The organism is Bradyrhizobium sp. NAS80.1, assembly GCF_001908205.1.
Lineage (GTDB): Bacteria > Pseudomonadota > Alphaproteobacteria > Rhizobiales > Xanthobacteraceae > Bradyrhizobium.
Map to the genome: position 1 here is coordinate 1 of NZ_LGHL01000073.1, position 19,205 is coordinate 19,205.

Sequence of the window (19,205 nt, forward strand, 5' to 3'; positions counted from 1 at the left end):
TTAAGATATACTTCGTCGCACGTCGAAAATTTGGATCGATTTGCTCGCAATATTGATTGCGAAATACGGGACGAGGCAGCGAGGTTCGGATGGCTGTAGCAACTTACGGTTCGGAAAACTACTATTCGGTTGTATCGAACCGGCACGGTGCCCTCCAGAGACCCCTCCAGATCGCACTCATCGCTGGCGACTTCCTTGCGATCCTGTTGAGCTATTTCGTAGCAAGCGGTTTGTATCGCGTGCTCGTGTCCGAGCAGGATTCATCCGTGGGTGCCGGTCTCGTGGTCTGCGCGGTGTTCGTGACGATCGCGTATTTCCAGGGGATCTATGATCACCATCGCCTGCTGAACACGGTCTGGCAGCTGCGCAAGGCTCTGGCGGTCTGGCTGATCTCGCTGACTATTCTTGCTGTCGAGGCGTTTCTGCTCAAATCCTCCGCGGATTTGTCGCGCGGGACTACGCTTCTGTTCGCTGCGACCGGCGGCGTCGCCTTGGGCGGGCTTCGCGGGTTGTGGCATCTGGCTCTGACCTCGGGCTATGCCAAGGGCCGGCTGGTCGACCGGAAGGTCGTGCTCCTCAGCCTCAAGCCGCTCGATTTCACCTCCACTCGCTTCAAGGATCTGCGCAAGCACGGCTTTAACGTGGTGCGGCATTTTGTTCTCGATCCGGCTGAAGAAGGCGCAGGCTGGGATCGTGAGATCCGCGACATCATCCATCAGGCGCGTACGGCAGACGTGGAAGAATATCTCCTGGTGATCGACTGGGACGAAATGCCGCTCCTCCAGAAGCTGAGCCAGCACCTGCGTGTTGTTCCCCAGCCGATCCGCCTTTTGCCGGACTTCCCGATCGCTGATCTGGTTTCGCGCCCGTTCCAGCCCGTCAGCGGCACGGTCGCAATCGAGATCCAGCGTGCTCCGCTCAGTGTGTTCGAGCGGGTGCAGAAGCGCTGCCTCGATATAGGCCTTGCCTCGTTCGCCCTTTTGTTGCTGGCACCGCTGCTGGTGACGGCTGCGATCATGATCAAGCTCGATTCGAAGGGCAACGTGATCTTCAAGCAGTCCCGGCGCGGCTTCAATGGCAAGCAGTTCGAGATATGGAAATTTCGCTCCATGACCGTGGCGGAGAACGGTCACGTGGTCACGCAGGCGACGAAGAGTGATGCGCGGGTGACCCGCGTCGGCCGCGTGCTGCGGCGGACCAGTATCGACGAGCTGCCGCAGCTCTGGAACGTACTGCGCGGCGAGATGTCGCTGGTCGGGCCGCGCCCGCACGCGCTCGCACACGACAATTACTACGACCAGCTCATCAGCAATTACGTGTACCGCCATCACATGAAGCCCGGCCTGACCGGATGGGCCCAGGTCAACGGTTTCCGCGGCGAGACGCCGACCATCGATCTGATGGAAAAACGCGTCGAGTACGATGTCTGGTACGTCAGCAACTGGAGCATCTGGCTGGACATCAGGATCATCCTGAAGACCGCGCTGGCGCTGATCCACCAGGAAGCCTACTAGCCAGGCTCGCATCAGGCGCGAGTTTTGCCGGGCCGGATGCATCAAGTCCACGCAAAAGGAGAGCGGCCAGCATCTTGCTGCACGCAGTTCATTGCTGCTGGTTTTGTCATTTGCGCCACCGAAACGCGGAGCTTGCAGATTGAGCCGTCGCCTTACCAGGTTCGCCGTCCTGCCGTTGCTCGCGGTCTGTACGATCGTGGGCGCCTGCTCTCACGCGAACGCGCTGGAGTGGGGGGGTCGGCGGACCGCCGCAAAAGCGCAGAGATCTCGCCCCCATCTTTCAGCTCATGAAGGAGCGGGGACTGACGCAGTACCGGACTGGTGTCGCTCTGACGCAGGATGCGGAGCCGGGTGAAGTCGAGATGTTCCGGCAGACCATCGTGCTGGCCAGAAAATATTCGATTACGCTTCATCCCCTTATCAACTTCCCCTTCCGGTACGGCGACCGCACCGATAGGGGGCGGTACCCCAAAGGAGACCGGGACGCTCTCTACAGGCAGGGTTACGACCGCACCTACGCGTTCGTCCGGCAGTTCAGGAAAGACGTCTTCGATTGGGAGCTGGAGAACGAGATCAACCTGTTTGCTGTCGATGCCGAGGGGAAGAAGCTTTACGGACGCGGGATGACTGCGGCCGATTTTGAAATGCCGCTGATGGAGGACTGGGCCCAGGTGCTACGAGGTGCGTCCGACGCCATCGACCAGATAAATCGCGAGAGTGGAAGCCACCTGCGGAAGGTGCTGAACACGACGTCGACGATGTTGGGATTCCTCGACTTCATGGAGTCCCGCGGGGTTAAGTACGATGTGATCTCCTATCACTACTATGAAGTGGCGGGTCAGAATCCGCATCGGCACTGGAACGGAAAAAACCCGCCATTCGACCTCTTCAAGAAGCTTGCGTCCTATCGCCGTCCGGTGACGTTCAACGAGGTCAACTGCGCCGAGATATACAAGCCGGCCTATGCAAATCGGCCTGGCGATCCACTGACGGAGCAATGCCTGCGATCACTGCGCGATACATTCCAATATCTCAAGAACCAGAAAGACGTCGAGATCGAGAGTGTGATGGTCTACGAGCTGTTCGACGAGCCGCAGAAGAAGCCGCCGGAGAACAGGTTTGGGCTGATGTACGAGATCGACAGGCCCAAGGTCGCGCTATTCCTTCTTTCAGCATTTGCCGGCGGCCGTCTGTCAGCTGAGGAATTGACGGAATTGAGAACCAGGGGACTGTAGCTTCGGTCTCCGTGCAAAGAGAAAAACCTATCATGTCTTTAGTTGGATCTGGCCGCGTTGACCCCGAGAAGTCGCGCGCCATTTTAGGCTTTAACGGATTGCGCGGCCTTTCGGTTATTCTGGTCTACCTCAATCACAAATGCGGACTCCAGTTCTACTCGGGGAGCGTCGGTGTCTGGATATTCTTCATCCTAAGCGGCTTCCTGATCATCGGGGAACTCAACAGGCAGCGTAGCAAGGTCGAGACGGCCGCCTCCCCGTCCGCAGCGGAAATCGTCACCTTCTGGGTCAAGCGGGCAACGCGCATCTTTCCCGCTTATTATGCGCTTCTCGTCATCCTGTTTCTGACCCGGTCGTATTTTCAGCACGCGGGGCCCGACCTCGGGTTCCGCTATCACTTCGTGTACCTCTCCAACTACTGGATCGGCAGCGTCATCGGCGGATCTGCAGGTCCGTTCGGCGTGCTCTGGACGCTCTCGGTCGAGCAGCAGTTTTACTTGATCGCGCCGTTCCTGTTCATCCTGCTTCCCCTGGAGCGCCATTTCGTCGCCTGCATGTGCGTCGTCGCCCTCGGGTTGATTGGCCATTTCCTGATGTATTCATCGGGCTTCAATCACACCGCCATCCACACTCTGTCGTCCTGGAATTTCAGCCTGATCGCGTTCGGTGGCGCGATCACGATCCTGCATCTTCATCGGCAGGGATGGGCTCCGAACGGTAACGGCACGTTCGCTTGTCTCCTCATCGTCGCGTTCGCGCTGTGCTCGAACGGTGTGATTTACGACGCCCCTGCATATCTTTCCCCTGCAATCGACGTTGCGATCGGGCTTTGCCTGGTCGCCCTGGTCTGGTGGGTGCGCGCCAACCAGGAAAGTGTCTTTGTTCAGGCGCTGGAGTGGGAGCCGCTCGAGCATCTCGGGAAGATCAGCTACGGCTTCTATCTCGTTCATAATTTCGTCCCGAACCCGCTCGGCAAGGCGCTCACGCTCTATGGAGGGATGTCGGTGCCCAACAGCGTGAAGATCACCGCGGGCGCAGCCATCGGCTTCGTGATCTCCTACGCTGTCGCGCATGTGTCCTGGAAGTACTTCGAATCGCCGATCCTGCGCAGCCGCCGCGGGCTGACCAAATTCTTCCTGCAATACGTGCCCGAAAACCCCTCGCCGGGCGTGCCGCGAACTGAATCAAATAGAGGCAGCGCTCCTGCTCAACGGCTCGTGCGAAAGGCGTCGTCGTCGGATGGATAGCAGCGATTGCGAAGCCGGAGGCCTTTCGCGGCGACGAAATGCGAGAACAAGTCCCGATCGGCTTCCGGGGCATCGCAAGTGTGATCGAGAAGCGCGACGCGCGCCTCCGCGCCTGCTGCCTGATAGAGCGTGGCTGCGCTCGGGAACAGGCGGGCACGGAAGATATCGGCGAAGTCCTGGACGGCGTGCTCCCTGAGTTCCGGCGAAGCCGCATTGAAGGCGCGAAGCGCCAGCGGCGCGCGGATAAGCTGCAGCCAGGCCTCGTGCGGGGCGAAGTGATAGGAGAGACCCAGCAATTGCGCCGTTCGCGGCCCAAAACCCTCCTGGCGTATTTCGGCCCAGTAGCTGCCGAACCAGCCGAGCCCTTCGGTCGGTGCGCACGCCAGCAACGCGCGGCTCGTGGACGCGACGGCATCTGCGTCGGTGTCGGTCTGCTTCAGGTCGCCTGAGCGCGTCGATTCGTCGGCGACTGCGAGCTGCAGCAACAGGAGCTCGCGCAGCGTCTTGGCACTGCACAGGCGACGGGCGGATGGCAAATTGTCCGCAACGATCCGCCTTAGGCGATCGGTCTCATAACGCTCGCCGCGCGCAACACGGCCAGCAATCTGCGGAACGGCGGGATCGGTCACATCGGGGACGACGGACGCGGTCCAGGCCAACGCGACCGCAGCGAGGGCGATGGTCGAGCCGCGCAGGATCCAGCGAAACGTGGGTCCTGCTGCCTGCGACGCCGGCTCGATGGCGCTAGGCTCCCTCGACATAGTAGCTGTTGTAGTGCGAGCCTTTATACGCCTCGATCCGCTTGAGCATCTTCGGATTGGCGCGATTGAGCACTGCGCCCAGGATCTTCTTCTGAATGCCTTCGGAGCTCGCCATCGACTCCTGGAGCGCGTTGCGGCTCGTGCGGCCCCATTCGATGACGTACACCATCGCATCGACGAGATGGCTGACGGCCTTGGCGTCCGCCACCGGCATCACCGGCGCCAGATCGATGATGATGTACTCGTAGTCCTCGCGCACCACCGCAAGCAGGTCAGCCATCGACTTGGATGCAATCACGTCTGCCGAGTTCACCATGCGCGATGCGACGACGGACGGCAGGAAGTCGAGCCCGCTCTCCTTGCTGCGCTGGATATGGTAGCCGAACGAGCGCGGGTCCTTGAGGGCTTCGACCAGGCCGGTCTTGGAATGGGGAGCCAGCGCTCTCGTCAGCGAGCGGGTGTGGAGGTCGCCGTCGATCAGCAGCGTGCGGTGCCCGGTCAACGCGGTGAGATGACCGAAATTGGCGGCGACCGTGGTCTTTCCTTCCTTCGGCAGGGACGACAGGATGCCGATCACCTTGACCTCGCGCGAGAGGCGCGCGACGTCGATCGATACCTTGATGTTCCGCAGCGTCTCGGCAAACCGCGAGAACGGGTGCTCGACGACGTAGCTGGAAACGTTGCCTTCCGGACCGTCCGCTGAAGCCCTTGCCGGGCGGATGTCGGGAAGCACGCCGAGGCACTTCACCCCGAGCTGATCCTCGACGTCGCTCGGCGACCGCAGCACGTCGCTCAGCAACTCCTTCGTGAAGGCGGCACCGAAACCGAAGCACAGACCGCCGAACAGGCCGCCAACCAGCGCCAGCAGGGTCTTGGGCGAGCTCTTCTTGTCGGGCTTGACCGCCGTGCCGATGATACGCGCTTCGCTGATCGGGAAGCTCTGATTCTGCGTCGCGTTCTGTAGCTTCTCGAGGAAGTTGTTGTAGAGGTTACGATAGGTATCGGCCGCGCTCTCGAGGTCGCGCAGCTTGACCTGCGCCTGACTGGTGCTGCCGGCCTGCGACACGAGATTCTTGAGATTTTCGTCGAGCGATGTCTCGCGGCTCTTGGCGATCTCGTACTCGCTGCGATAGGCGTCCGCGATGCGGCGCACCTCGTCGGCGATCGCCTTGCGCAGCTCTTCCATGCGGTTGGACAGGTTGACGGCGGCCTGGTGGGTCTTGCCGTAACGGCTAGACCAATCGGCATACTGGGCCGCCAGGTCGAGATATTGGGCGCGCAGGCGCGTGATTACGGTGTTGTTGAGGGCGTCCGTCACGGTCGGCTGGACAAGATCCTTGTCGAGCAGCGCCTCGATCCGGTCGAGGCGGGCCTTGGCCTCCGCGGTTGCGGCGCGCGCGGTCACGAGCTGCGAGTTGGCGTCCGCGAGCTGCTGCTCGCTCATGAGCCCTCGGCTGGTGCCGACGATGTTGTTCTCTGCCTTGAAGGTCTGCACGGCGCGGTCGCTCGCCGTCGCCTGCTCGCGCAACTCGGCACTGCGCTGCTGGAGCCACTCGCCGGCGCGCTTGGTCGACTGATATTTCGCCTCCAGCGCTCCCACGATGTAAGCGTCCGCGATTGCGTTCGCGATCTGCGCTGCCTTGTTCGGATCGATGGAGCGGAAGTTCAGCGAGAGGACGTAGGTCGTCAGCACGCGCTCGACTTTGAGATTCTTTTGGAGGAGCTCGACCGCGCCCCGCTCGACCCGCTCCTTGCTGGGCGGGCCGTCCGATCCGAACAGCGATATGGCTTTGCCGATGACCAGCGGAATCAGTCCGGGGGCGGAGCCGTTGAATTCGGCGTCTTCGGTGAGCTTCAGGCGCCGGACGATCGACAGGATCAGGTCGTCAGACTGGAGAATCTCGACCTGACTGTCGACGAATCCCGGATCGATCAGGGCGTTGGCCGTTCCGCTGTCCTTGTCCAGCACCTGGGTTTGACGCGTATCCATCAGAATGCGCGCATTTGCCGTGTACATTGGCGTCGCAAGGATCAAATAGACGAGAACGAGCGCCAGCGTACCGGCCACGATGGCGGCGATCAGTGGCCACTGGCGACGCACGATGTCCAGAGCGCGCTCTGCGCTGAGCGTCGTGCCACCGACCTCGATGGCGTACTTCGGACGTGGCGGAAACTGATCTCGAGGCTGAAACATCTTTGGAAATCTTGAGGTTGTCACTCGGGAAGGGGGACGGGTTTGAACGGGTCGGCCAGTTCGGTCTTCCATTCACCCGACATCAGGCCGGCATTCGAGCTCGAACCTGTTGGCACGTTGTTGGCCGTAGACGGAGCCGAGCTCCCAGGATTGGGCGCCATCGCTGCATCCTGATCGGCGAAATATCCTTTGAGGACGGATCCGTCGTGTAGCTTGGCAACGAAGTCGCCGATCCTGCGCGCGACCTCGGGCTTGGTCGCGATGCAGCGCTCTTCGGCACGGTGAAGCCCGATGCCGATTGCGATCCGATCGGCCTGGCTCGCCTCACGCAGCATGCTGCGGACCGAATTGAGGGCGGTGATGTCGGTGACCAGCAATCCGGTCAGCCGCCCCGAAAGCTTGTCCCTGTCGTTCTTTGACAACCGCAGCAGAACCGACGGGTCCGAGACGAAGGCGCTGACGGCGGTCGGTGGAGCGCGCTCGGAGCGATCAACGCATTGAGCCCCTGCCGGTGTCGCGAGCGTTGCAACCAGTGTCACGGCGACGGCCGCGGCGATCCGTGAGACCGGGAGAGGACCACGCAACAAGCTATCGAGTTTGATTAGGATCGCGCTCATATCTCGTTGCGAACTATTGATGCCGTATCGATTTAGGCGGTAGCTATTTGATGACTCAAAACTATGTCAAATTCTTGTGCAGCGCAAAAATATAAACCAGCGCGGACCAAATTGCCATCTCCCTGGGCTTCGTACTCGATTTAACATGAACGAAGCTGTTGCCGCGAGCAGGCGCATATTCGGAGAATGATTGCACGTGCCGGCATGCCTTAAGCACGAATTTCAGGCAGGCGCCATGCCAAGAAAAGACCAAAGCAAGACAAAGGCGCGAGGGACGGTCTGGTGACCGTCCCTCGCGCCTTTGGCAACCTGCAATTTGGTCGTGAGCGAAGCTTAGCTCGATCTATTCGACCGTCCGCAGCATCGCGAGGCGTGTGGCGCGCAGGTGCTCGCCGTGCTCGCCGATCGCGACCCAGAAGCGCGGGTTACCGGCCGACTGCATCGATATCCACTGATAATCCGCGGCGTTCCACGGGCGCACCGTAGAGGAAAGATTGTCCAGAACGAAGTCGCCGTCGGCAAGCCGCGCGACCAGGACGAGATGGCCTTGACCGCCGTTGGTCAGGACAACTGCTAGTCGCAGCGCCGATTTGGGCCAACCCATCTCGATCAGTTGATGACGCTTGGTGACCGCGTAGTCGTTGCAATCGCCGGCGGAAGGCGAAACGGTCCAGCGCGCCGCCATCGGATTGATCGATTTCTGCATCGGGGTGATGGACGCATTGACCGAGTTGTTCACCTCGCGCAGCATGCTCATCGCCGCGTCGCCGGATGGCAGAATCCGTTCGGCGGCGTCGGCCGCGCATTCGGTGTCATAGTTCATGCAGAACTTGACGAATTGCAGCGGTGCGAGCGCATTGTCGTACTCGCTGATGAACGTGCCCTTCGCCTGATTATGCGAACCGTTGTTCAACATGTCGGCCTTGGCCGCGGCGCCGGTCAATGCGATCCCGATCGCTACCAGCGAATTGATAATCCAGCTCATGACATCCCCGTCGCGTTTTCTTTTTGACGCTACGGGTATCTCACAAACGATTTGAGCTTTGGTTCCGCGGAAATTTACAATTGTAGCGAAATCGGCCAGTCCCGAGACCGGCCGGACAAGATTGGTTAATTCGCTTCCAAGCCAACGGCTCCAGTCGTCAACGCGACGGGCTTACGGAGGTCAGAACCGCGGTGGATGTCGCCGCAAACAGCGTCTGAGACGCCGCGCTGCCCCCCCTCTGGTTCACCTCCGTGGGCGGGGTCGAGCTTGGCCCGCCACCGCGCGCCTCCGCGGCGGTCGAACCCGGTCCGCCCCCGGCCGTCGTCTCGCCGGTCGGATCGGCGCCCGTCGTCGCTTCGGTCGCGACATCGCCGGTGATGCTGGCGAACGACTGGATCAGCTCGGGATTCTCTGTCTTGAGAACCGCTTCCTGGATCAGCTGGGCAACGCCAGGCTGTGACAGGACACAGACGGAGGCCGCGGTGCCAAGGCCGGCGCCGATGGCGCGGCTTTGATCGGCGCTGCTGGCCTTCGCCAACGTGGCAATACCTTCGACGGTCTCGGGACGCGCGGTCAAAAGGTCGCGGACAGCCGAGGCTAGGCCGCCTTGTCCGTCCTTGAACTGATCGAGCAGGCCGCCCGGATTGGCGAGAAAGTCGGTGGCACGCTCCGCCGAAATGCCGGTGTTGGCAACACACCCCGAACTTACACCCGTTGTGCCGAATGCCGGCGGCATTCCAAACAGCGCCAGCGCTCCGACGATCACAGTGAAGCGCCTACCAGAATTCCAAGTCATTACCCTGCCCATTTCCAATAATTTTACTTTAACTCGACTTGCACGGAATTGCCACGTTCTTTTCGGAACTGTGACGGTAGCGATTGCGCGAGGCCGCACCCAACGATGGCCGCGAAAAACACTCCGTAACCAGGTATTTGCAGCGAAAAATCGATGAAGCTATGTGACACTCCCAATACGGCGACGCTCGCACCGACGATGGGTATGTAGCGATCGCGCTTTCGGCGCAAGCTTCCGGTAAACAAATGGTAAAAATACCACAGGCTGGCGAGCGCGATGACGGTAAAGGTGGGAATGCCCAATTCAACTGCAATTTCCAGCGGCGTGCTGTGAGCGCGGTCCCAAATGCCGAGACTGCCGAGCGCTGCCGGTCTGTTGGCGGGAAAAACAGCTTCGAAATTGCCTAGCCCGACACCAAGCAGGCTATGATCGGCGAGGATCCTCAATGAGGCTTGGTAGGCTGCAAGCCTCTGAGGATCGATCAGCCCATATTCGACGATTCGTCCCGCCACGAGGCCGCCCACGAGTTGCAGGAGCAGGAGTCCTGCTGCCGCCGAACCTCCAAGAACCTGCCATTTCCGCGATCTGCCGAGCTCGAGCGGAATGAGGTAAAGGATGATGGCCAGCACGAACGTGCCGGCTGACAGCAGAAGGCCCGCCCGCGAGCCGGTCATGGCAAGCGCGAGCGTGCAGATCGCGAACCCCGCGGCAAGCGCCACCGGTGTGGAGAGGATGTGCTCCAGCCGCGATCGCCAATCCGATTGCGCCGGCGGCCCGCCGTCCTGGCGGTGCATGGTGCGCAGGAGCGGTACCAGAAAGAGCAGGGCGCAAGTGCCCCAGAACGTCGCCGCCGTGTTTCGGTTGACGAACGTTCCCGTAGCGAAGCCCAGATAGGCTTCTTTGCGCCTGAACAGGATCATGTCTGGCGCGATCAGCTCCGCCAGAATTCCGTAGAGCGCATAGAGACAGCCGGCCCATGCCTGTATTCGTAGCAGCGAGCGCGCAGCGCCCGCATCGCTTGCCAGGATCATGGCGCGCGTGAAGGCGAGCGACAGCAGCAGGACCGATCCGAACGCCAGCCACGGTCCGCGCGCAGTCACGGAGAGGCGCTCAGGCAGAGCGAGACCGAATAATTGCCGCGGCAGTTCCCAGACAGTTGTGGATTGCAGAGCAGGGCTGCTCTGCATTTGCAACGCGACTATGATCCCCACGGCTGTGACCGCTGCCGCCAATGGAATGAGCAACATGGCGTTGCGTCGGCTCACGGCTGAAAGATCTGCGGTGAGGAGGCTGCAAATCAGCAGAAAATTCCAGAAACAAATCCACGCGAGGTCGAGGGATCCAAGCGGAAGTGGCGCCAGCACGAAAACAGCTGCGGCGAAATATCGCGATATCGCGCCCAAAGGCCCCTCTGTCGTTCAGCTCAGCGGTGATGGAGCTATCAGAACTTCGGACGAGATCAAGTTAATGCGCGCTGGCGTGTTGACCGTCATTCGTATGATTGCAGCAAAATCGCGAAGCTTCGCGCGTGCAGCCCTGATCTGTCCCAAACGCAATGCCGCTTGCCTCACGAAAGCTGAATTGAAGCTTAAGAGCACGTCGGCGGAGTTCGCGCAAAGATTCCGAGCGGCTTCTTCTTGCTGCCGCATCTGTTGTGCAATGTCCGTCGACGGAGACCGGCAGTTCGCGGCTCTTTTCAGTTGAATAAATCACCCGGTCGAGGCAGTATATTGCACCGCAGCATTTCGTTTTGGTCGAATCGTAGAGCGTCCTCCTAGTGCAAGCTCATCAGACAAAGGCGCACTACGTTCCGCTGGACAGCGTGCGCGGCCTCGCTGCCCTCTGCGTGGTCGTCCATCACTTCGTCGGATCGGATCCGCTCGCCGCCGCACTTCCTCATCGCGCCTGGATCGACGTTGCCTTCTTTCACAATTCCTGGCTGTTCGTCGATTTGTTCTTCGTGCTGAGCGGCATCGTGATTTCGATGAGCTACGTTCAGTCTGAGTTCAACGAGTTCGACTTCCGAACGTTCACTTTGCGTCGTCTCGCACGCATCTATCCGCTGCACATCGTCATGCTGTTCGCGTTTCTGGCGTTTCGCCTGATGCGGCTCACGCTCACCGAGCTGGACCTGCTGCACTTCTCGACCAACGAGAGGGCGGATCTCCAGGTTAACAATGCGTACTCGTTCGTCGTGAATGTGTTCTTGCTCCATGCGATGGGCGTGCTCGACTATCTGAGCTGGAACGGCCCGAGCTGGAGCATCAGCGCCGAGTTCTACACCTACATCGTTTTTGGCGTCGTCGTCGTCCTGGCGCAGCGCCTTGGCTACATCAAGCTCGTCTATGTCCTCAGCGCAGTGCTGGCCGTGCTGGGCGTGGTTCTCATTATTTTTGTGCTCAAGAATGAAACGCTTGATTTTCAGGCCAACGGCTTCACCCGATGCTTTCTGGGCTTCTTCGTCGGCGTGCTCACGCTTCGTTTCGTCTCGAAGAGAGTTCGTGTGGTGAGCCCCTTCGTTCAGTCGGCCTGCCAGATCGGAACGGCCGTCGCCGCGGTCGTTCTGGTCTGTGTCGTCGGTTACGACGAGCGGCTCAGCTTCGTGGCTCCGATCGTTTTCGCCGCTCTGCTGGCCTCGCTGATGGCGTTTCCCCAGCGGCTCCTGCCCGAGCTGTTGTCTGTCCGGCCCCTGGTCTGGTTGGGCAAGCGCTCATATTCGATCTACATGGTGCATGCCCTCGTCCTTGTTCTCATCCAGTATTTCTCGCGAGGCGTGGGGACGGCGCGCCTGCAGGTGGCGGACAATCTTGCTCCTGGACTGGCGGCGTCTCTGCTTCTCGCCTTCTTCGTCGTGGCCGTGCTCGCGCTTTCCAACTTTACGTATCACTGGGTCGAGATGCCGGGGTCGCGGTTCGTCCTTCGGCTTTTCAATCGCCGCCCCGTTTCCTCCGTTGCCGCGGCGGAGTGACGGGCAATGTCTGGCAATTCCTCGGGTCTCACGAGATCGGATTGGCGCTCTGCGGACGCCCTGCCGATGCGCCTGCATTACCCGCAGGAGGGCAGCCCGTATTTCAATCTCGAGGCGATTGCCCTCTGTCTCTATTTCTATCGCGACGCGCTCGCCGGCGCGCTGCGCTATTATCTCGCCGTCGCCAAGATCGACCCGATTTGGTTTTTGCCCGACATTTTCGCGTTGGTGTGCATTCTCGCGTTCGTGCAGCGCTACATCCTGATGGGAAGAAGCCTTATCGCAATTCTTACGCTGTTCTACATCTGCTTTGCGCTTTACCTCGGATACGTCTTCCTGGGTTATTTCAGCGGCATGATGTCATCGTTCAAGATGATTGCGCCGGTGTTCGTGGGCTTCTGCTTCTGCGGGCGCAATTTCGGCGATTACGATCGACTGCTGCGCTGGCTTCACCCAATCTTCTACCTGACGATCGTCGGGATCATATTGTCGTCCCGCGTCCAGTTGCCGTGGGTGGGATACGCCTACGAGACTTTCGGCACGACGCGGCAGGCGACGCGGCTGTGGTGGTCGGCTTCCGAGACGCGTCTGGCGGGACTGGCTGCCGACAGCACGATGGCCGCGTTTTTCGTATTCATTTCCTTCGTGATCATCTCGGTGCGCCGAAGCCTGCTGTGGTGCCTGTTCTGGTCGCCGATCGGTCTCTATGCCATCAAGCTGACCACGAACAAGACGTCGCTCGGCGTGATGGTGATCTACATCGCTTGCCTGGTCATCGTTCGCCTCGTTCCCGAGCGCGAGAAGTTTCCCATGTTGCGGCGAATGGCGCTGCTTTCGTTCCTGTCGATCCTCGTGCCGGCGGTGCTGATAGCCCTGTTCTCCGGCAACGGGCTGGTCAGCATGTCGCGCGGCCTGTTCAGCCTGCAGGACCGCGTCAACAACAGCTGGCAGTTGCCGTTCGTCTATATGGCCGATCTCATGCCGGTCGGCTTCTTCGTCGGCTGTGGCCTCGGATGCTTCAACTATCCGCAGCTGCTGTTCTCGAACAAGCTCAGCTATTACGTGCCCGTGGATAATTTCTACCTCGGCACCTATCTGATGTTCGGGCCGATCTTCGTGGTGTTCATGGTCCTGGTCATCCTCGCGGTCGCAAGGACCAGGGACATCTACAAGCTGTCCTTCACTGTGGCGATGAATCTCTTCACCATCACGGTTCTGGCCTATGGTCCGGCAAGCGGCTTGATCATGCTCGGTGTGTCCTTTAGCGAAGTCTTCGCGCGACAGAAAGCTGATGAACCGGCCATGAGCGAGGCGCCGCTCGCGCCGGATGTCGACGAGCTGGTCTCGCGGCCAGCGTGATCGCTATGGTGTCTCATCCCATCAATCGCGCTGTCGAAGCCTGCTTCTCGGCCAGCGCTTTCCCCCGTCTCGATATTGGATTGTGCTGGTGAGCGGTGACAGCAAGAACTTCGTACCGGCAATTCAGGGACTGCGCGGCGTCGCGGCGCTGAGCGTTCTGATCGTGCACCTCCAGGATATGCCGCTTCTGGCGGGCTTTCTGCCGTCGATCTGGTCTTGGCTCGAGGCGACCGTCAACATGGGCGGGCATGGTGTCGAACTCTTCTTCATGATCAGCGGATTCCTGATTCCGGCGAGCCTCGTGCGTCACCGCAGTGTCGGAAAATTCTTTCTGGATCGCTGTCTGCGTATCCTCCCTGTATTCGTGATCCTGCACGTGATTCTCTTCACGCTCGGACCGCTGGTTGGCTACAAGTTCTTCAAGGGAATCGATCTTCCGACTTACCTCAAGCTTTTCTTCGTCAATCTCGCGTTCCTGCCGGATGCCCTGGGATTGCCGATCGGCCAGCAGAACGCCTGGACCCTGAGCTATGAATGGGCGTTCTACATTCTATTCGCGGTGGTCTTTGTGATGGTGGTGCGGTGGAGAAGCTGGCTGCTGGCGGCGCCGTTCATCCTGCTTGCTCTCGCTGGCATTGCCTTCCGGCCGATCGCCGCGTTCTTTCTCGTCGGGCTGCTGTTCAGCTTCGCCGACCTGCGGATCCGCATCGCCGGTTGGCCCGGATTGCTTGCGGGGGTCCTTTGCGGCGTCGCGATGTATGTGTCGATCGAATATCTGCATCCGCTGGTGGGACTCATCCCAGGTGCGCTGCTGTTCGGAATGGTCCTTGCTCCGGACTCCGGTGCTGCCGTCGCCTTGAGCGGCAAATTCCTGCAGTTCCTCGGAAAGGTCAGCTATAGCCTCTATTTGGTCCATCCTTTTGCGCTGTTCCCGTTGCAGGTCACCGGGGTGAAGCTGGCCGCGCATGGCGTCAATCTCTGGCTCCTCTGGGCCGGGTTCGCAGGCCTTGGCCTGGTTGCCGCACTGATAGCGGGCACGGTCAGTTACGAGCTGATCGAAGTGAGACTCCGCCGTTTGCTCGATCCGGCGCTGCGGGGCCTGTTGTTCGGAGTGCGTCGTGAGGCCCGCTATGTCGCCTGAGCGCATCCTTTCGCATTCGTTTCAGCCGGATCACGTGCGAGTGACGCCATGATCATCAAGAATCTGCTCTCGATGTCGAGCGTGAACATCGTGAAGTCGGCGGTTCAGTTCCTGATCACGCTGCTGATCACCTATTTCGTGACGCCCACGGAATTCGGGCTTGTTGCATTTTCGCTGCCGTTCATCGCGTTCATCTCCATGCTGACCGATCTCGGCCTGTCGAGCGCGATGATCCAGAGGACGTCCCTTACGAAGGAGGAAGCCGGTGCGGCGACCACCCTGATGGTCGCGATCGGGATCGGCTGTGCCCTGGTGCTGGCGGCGCTGTCGAAGCCGCTGGGAGCAGCAGTCAACATGCCGGGACTGCCGCCCGTGCTCGTGGCACTCTCTGGTTCGGTCGTGCTCTCCATTTCAGCGATGGGACCGCGCGCGGTTCTGGAGCGCTCCCTGCAATATCGGACCGTCGCCCTGATCGAAGCGGGAGCGGCGCTCGTCGCCGCGATCGTCGGCGTGGCCGGCGCCCTGCTGGGGTGGGGAATCTGGGCGCTGATCGCGTATTATGTCCTTATGCAGGCTGTGCGCGCTGTTGCGTTCTATGTGAACACCAGGCGCCACATTCGCCTGTGCTTCAAATGGCGCGGCGTGGCCCTGATGCTATCATTCGGCGGTTGGGTGCTGGCTTCGAACGTCCTCAACTTTGCTGCAAGAAACGTCGGCAATCTCATGATCGGCGCCAAACTGGGCGCGGCGGCGGTCGGCCTGTTCGGTCTCGCGTTCCAGTTCATGACGCTGCCGCTGATGATCCTCTCGTGGCCGGGCGGCGGCGTTCTCATGGCCACGTTGAGCCGGATGAGCGGCGAGCGGGAGCAGGAGCGGCGCAGGGCGGCGATTTGCGCGGTGCTCGGCATGACGGCGATGATCACGTTCCCGACGATGATCTATTTGACCTTCGGGCTGAAATATCCCGTAGCGACATTCCTTTCGGCGCATTGGCAGGAGGTGCTGCCGTTGATTGCCATCCTCGCGCCCGCAGGCGCGGCGCAGTCGATTGCGGCCTATGCCGGACCGATCCTGCTGGCTCACAACAAGGCCCGACTCCAGTTTTGGGTGAGCACCGCTAACAGCGCCAGCATGATCCTCGCCTTTCTCGTGGCCTTGCCGTTCGGACTCACGGCCGTGGCCGTCGTGTATCTGGTCGTATCGATCCTTGTTTGTGCGCTGATGCTGATGATCGGAGCCCGAAACTGCGCTGTCTCCTATGCTTCGTTGTTCGGTGCCTTGATGCCGGCCACGGTCGCCACGTCGCTCGGCGCATTGTGCGCGCTCGTCGCGACGATGGGTGATGTCGCAAGCCTGTCGCATTGGCTGATCGCGACGGCCGTCTATGCGCTGATCGTGCTTGGCAGCTATGTGGTATTCAGGCGCCGAATCTGGAGCAGCGTGCAGTCGTTGCTTGGTGGGTCGGCTCCGCGGATTCAGGCAAATCTTCCCTCGGCAAGTTAATAGAGATTGATGGATGTCTTCAGGAGTGGGAATGGGTGATGAGCGCAGCGCGGGAATTCCGTGGCGCGAGGACCTGTTGGCAAATACCGGCAAGTCCGGTGTTGGGGCAGCCTTCATCGCCTTGCTCACAAGCCCCGGCTTTGCCGTGATCACGACCTGGCGGATCGCCAAGATGCTGCGCTTCCAGACACGCTGGGGGCATCAGATCACCTGGCTGCTCGTAAGGGCGCTGATGCGGCGCGGCTGCTACATTTCGGTTCTCGCAGAGATCGGTCCGGGGCTGATCTTGCCGCATCCGACCGGAGTCGTGGTCGGCGAGGGGGCACGGATCGGTCGGTCCGTGATGCTGTATCACAACGTCACGCTCGGCCGGCGCGCCTGGGACGAACCGGGTTGCCCGACCATCGGCGACAATGCCGTCATCTATACCGGTGCTGTGATCGTTGGCCCGATTTCGATTGGCGCAGGAGCAAACATCGCCGCTAACGCGGTCGTGACGCGTGATGTTCCTCCGCATTCTGTCGCTGCGGGAGCACCCGCGCGGGTCGTGCGCTCGGAAGCACCGGGCCGGATGCGCGCCTAGAGGGCATGATGCAACCGCCATGTCGGCGGTTGCCGGGCCATTGTGTTCATACGGGCTGATTGTTTTCCCGGAACCAACAACGGTTCGTCTCGCTCGTTTGGCGGCCGACTGCGGAAGCGTCTGGGTCCTGCCGCTCGAGCGATACAGCCACTGGCCCTGACGCGGTTATTGGCAATTGCAAAAATTCCGGCCGCGCCCCCTGACGTCATTCAAATCAACATTGGCAGAAGACCGGTCACAATTCTGATTGCTGGCTATGCATAGTTATCTCGGGAAACATCTCATCATGCACCGAGGGCCAGCCAATGTCGTCGATCATTACGGATTTTTCGCAAGTCTACCCCTATCTCGACGGTTCGAAGTTCAAAGACACAATCGTCGTGAAGTATCGGGGGGACGGGGACGTCAGATACAGATGCGACGTCCTGGTCGACATCTGCAGGGGCAAGCGGGTCCTGCATGTCGGATGCTGTGACCACCTGCCGCTCATCAAGCGAAAGATCGACAACAGGGATTGGCTCCATGGCCTGATCACGGAGTGCTCGGAATACACTGTTGGTGTCGACATCGATGCGGATGCGGTGCGGGAGGCGTCGCGAATTTCCGGGCTCGACAACATGGTCGCGGGCGACGTGACGTCCGGTCAGAAGATCGAGGCGATATCCAGCCAACGATTCGACATCGCCGTGTTCGGCGAAGTCGTCGAGCACATTCCGAATCCGGTCGCGTTCCTGTCACGCTTCCGCGAAAACTACGGCGACGCCGTCGATCAGATCGTAATTACCGTTCCGAATGCCTTCAGGGGCGGCAACATCAAGGGCATTTTCAAGAACGTCGAGACGATCAATAGCGATCACCGGTTCTTCTTCACGCCCTATACGATCGCGAAGGTCGCAATCGATGCCGGCTACGCGCCGGTCGAGGTGAAGATGGCGACCTTCATGCGCGCCGGAATGCTGAAGGCGATGCTGCTGCGGCAGCTTCCGCTGCTGGCCGAAGACATCATCTTCGTCGGTGCGGCCGCATCTTCGCGGCCGCACTAATCCCGTCGCATCTGTCGTCCAAGCCCCTTGCTGGCAGGCGCACCTGCCAGCAAGCCTCATGGCATCAGACGAACAGGAAGTTGCCGTGGTCCAGGGTGGAAGAATTCACATTCTTCAACAGGATTGAATCGGCCGACGTGAGCTGGATCAGCGTGTCGGAGCCTGACTGCGATATCTGCAGGTGGCTGTAGTCGGCCACCAGCGATTTGAGGATTTCGATCGTGTCGTGGTTGGACGCGGTTCCAGCGTGGAAGCTCTTGATCTGGTCGTTGCCGCCGTCGAACATGATAGTGGTCGAGCCGGGCGCCGCGGAGAAGATGTCGTTGCCGCTTCCGCCGGTCAGTGTCAGTCCCGCGCTCACCGCAGTGACGGCGTGAGTACCGTCACTGTTGAGGACGTCGATCGAGAGCAGCGAGCCGCTGGAATTGTAGCTGTCGTGCTCGACGGCGCCCGGCAGGCCGGTGACCTTGAACTTGAAGACATCCGTCGTTCCATCGGCATTGTTGAGGGTCTCGGTCGTCTTGACCCCGGTTGAGTCGTAGACATCGGTGATCTTGCTGCCGTCCGACTTGACGACCTGCGTGTAGTCGAGCGTGCCGTCCGCGTGCGAGCGGATGATCGACGTCATCTTGCCCGAAGCGTCGATGTGCTGCTGCTCCGTGACGTAGCTCTTGCCGGTGATGTTGTAGATCGTGTTGTCGTGCGAGCCGTCGGCGTTGTTGGCGTAGACCGCGGTCTTGACGCCCGACGAATACACGGTCGTCGAGTTGGAGCCATCCTTGTTCAGCACGTAGTCGCTGGTCAAGTTGCCGCTGCTGTCGAACAGCTTTGTTTCCTTGGTTCCGTCGGCATTGACGACATAGATCGACGAGTTCAAGCCATTCACGTAGTTCGTCGTCGTCACATCGCCGCCAGCGGTCTTGACGGTATGCTGGGTGATGGAGCCGGACGAATTGTACGTGTCCGTCGTGGTCGAGCCGTCTGTGGCGTTGAGGATCTCGCTCGTCTTGTGGCCGGTGCTGTCGTAGAGGTCAGTGACCTTGCTGCCGTCGCTGTTGATCACCTGCTTGTAGGCAAGCGTGTCGTCGGCGTGCAGCCGGGTCAGGCTCGTGAGTGTACCTGCAGCGGTGGTGTGCTGGATCTCGGTCGTGTAGCTCTGCCCGGTGATGTTGTAGGTGTAGTTGTCGTGGCTGCCGTCGGCGTTGGTGAGATAGACCTTGGTCTTGACGCCGGCCGAATAGACCGTGTTCGAGGACGAA

General features: G+C 60.5%; 15 protein-coding genes and 1 pseudogene. 9 read left to right on the forward strand and 7 right to left on the reverse strand.

What is annotated here, in order from left to right; genetic code table 11:
- Positions 1 to 89: 89 nt before the first annotated feature.
- The 3 genes from AC629_RS17915 to AC629_RS17925 all read left to right on the forward strand — a co-directional run bounded on the left by AC629_RS17915 (position 90) and on the right by AC629_RS17925 (position 3,996).
- Complete coding sequence (locus tag AC629_RS17915) at positions 90 to 1,514, forward strand: undecaprenyl-phosphate glucose phosphotransferase (RefSeq protein ID WP_084806367.1); 1,425 nt, start codon at positions 90 to 92, stop codon at positions 1,512 to 1,514.
- Between the two features lie 287 nt (positions 1,515 to 1,801).
- Positions 1,802 to 2,749 carry a glycoside hydrolase family protein gene (locus AC629_RS17920; protein ID WP_245331905.1) on the forward strand — a complete coding sequence of 316 codons (948 nt, stop codon included), beginning with the start codon at positions 1,802 to 1,804 and terminating at the stop codon, positions 2,747 to 2,749.
- A gap of 32 nt (positions 2,750 to 2,781) precedes the next feature.
- Positions 2,782 to 3,996 (forward strand): acyltransferase family protein, encoded by a 1,215-nt coding sequence (locus AC629_RS17925; protein ID WP_245331906.1) that lies wholly within the window; start codon positions 2,782 to 2,784, stop codon positions 3,994 to 3,996.
- Here the strand turns inward: AC629_RS17925 and AC629_RS17930 are convergent.
- The 6 genes from AC629_RS17930 to AC629_RS17955 all read right to left on the reverse strand — a co-directional run bounded on the left by AC629_RS17930 (position 3,957) and on the right by AC629_RS17955 (position 10,752).
- Positions 3,957 to 4,757 (reverse strand): hypothetical protein, encoded by an 801-nt coding sequence (locus AC629_RS17930; RefSeq protein WP_084806368.1) that lies wholly within the window; start codon positions 4,755 to 4,757, stop codon positions 3,957 to 3,959. The genes AC629_RS17925 and AC629_RS17930 overlap by 40 nt on opposite strands.
- Positions 4,741 to 6,951 (reverse strand): GNVR domain-containing protein, encoded by a 2,211-nt coding sequence (locus AC629_RS17935; protein WP_084806369.1) that lies wholly within the window; start codon positions 6,949 to 6,951, stop codon positions 4,741 to 4,743. The genes AC629_RS17930 and AC629_RS17935 overlap by 17 nt, the downstream gene beginning before the upstream one ends.
- A gap of 20 nt (positions 6,952 to 6,971) precedes the next feature.
- Positions 6,972 to 7,535, reverse strand: a complete 564-nt coding sequence (locus tag AC629_RS17940) for a hypothetical protein (protein WP_245331907.1) — start codon at positions 7,533 to 7,535, stop codon at positions 6,972 to 6,974.
- A 376-nt stretch (positions 7,536 to 7,911) separates the two neighbouring features.
- Entirely contained in the window at positions 7,912 to 8,553 is a 642-nt protein-coding gene (locus tag AC629_RS17945; protein ID WP_084806371.1) for a transglutaminase-like cysteine peptidase, read from the reverse strand.
- Between the two features lie 157 nt (positions 8,554 to 8,710).
- The gene (locus AC629_RS17950; protein ID WP_084806372.1) at positions 8,711 to 9,349 is read right to left on the reverse strand and encodes a hypothetical protein; all 639 of its coding nucleotides are present in this window, start codon (positions 9,347 to 9,349) and stop codon (positions 8,711 to 8,713) included.
- Positions 9,350 to 9,372: 23 nt separating this feature from the next.
- Positions 9,373 to 10,752: an O-antigen ligase family protein gene (locus tag AC629_RS17955; RefSeq protein WP_084806373.1), complete on the reverse strand. Its 1,380-nt coding sequence runs from the start codon at positions 10,750 to 10,752 to the stop codon at positions 9,373 to 9,375.
- A 419-nt stretch (positions 10,753 to 11,171) separates the two neighbouring features.
- Here AC629_RS17955 and AC629_RS17960 point away from each other — a divergent pair, with 419 nt between their 5' ends.
- From AC629_RS17960 to AC629_RS17985, 6 genes are all read left to right on the forward strand, one after another.
- Positions 11,172 to 12,317 (forward strand): acyltransferase family protein, encoded by a 1,146-nt coding sequence (locus AC629_RS17960; RefSeq protein WP_245331908.1) that lies wholly within the window; start codon positions 11,172 to 11,174, stop codon positions 12,315 to 12,317.
- A gap of 6 nt (positions 12,318 to 12,323) precedes the next feature.
- Positions 12,324 to 13,676: a hypothetical protein gene (locus AC629_RS17965; RefSeq protein WP_084806375.1), complete on the forward strand. Its 1,353-nt coding sequence runs from the start codon at positions 12,324 to 12,326 to the stop codon at positions 13,674 to 13,676.
- Positions 13,677 to 13,764: 88 nt separating this feature from the next.
- Complete coding sequence (locus AC629_RS17970; RefSeq protein WP_084806379.1) at positions 13,765 to 14,817, forward strand: acyltransferase family protein; 1,053 nt, start codon at positions 13,765 to 13,767, stop codon at positions 14,815 to 14,817.
- Between the two features lie 48 nt (positions 14,818 to 14,865).
- A complete protein-coding gene (locus AC629_RS17975) occupies positions 14,866 to 16,320 on the forward strand; it encodes a lipopolysaccharide biosynthesis protein (RefSeq protein ID WP_084806376.1) in 1,455 nt (484 codons plus the stop codon).
- 31 nt (positions 16,321 to 16,351) lie between these two features.
- Positions 16,352 to 16,903: a serine O-acetyltransferase gene (locus AC629_RS17980; RefSeq protein WP_084806377.1), complete on the forward strand. Its 552-nt coding sequence runs from the start codon at positions 16,352 to 16,354 to the stop codon at positions 16,901 to 16,903.
- 305 nt (positions 16,904 to 17,208) lie between these two features.
- Positions 17,209 to 17,946 carry a class I SAM-dependent methyltransferase gene (locus AC629_RS17985; protein WP_084806378.1) on the forward strand — a complete coding sequence of 246 codons (738 nt, stop codon included), beginning with the start codon at positions 17,209 to 17,211 and terminating at the stop codon, positions 17,944 to 17,946.
- A 64-nt stretch (positions 17,947 to 18,010) separates the two neighbouring features.
- Here AC629_RS17985 and AC629_RS17990 read toward each other — a convergent pair.
- Positions 18,011 to 19,205 (reverse strand): annotated as a pseudogene (locus AC629_RS17990) (RHS repeat protein); the annotation flags it as partial.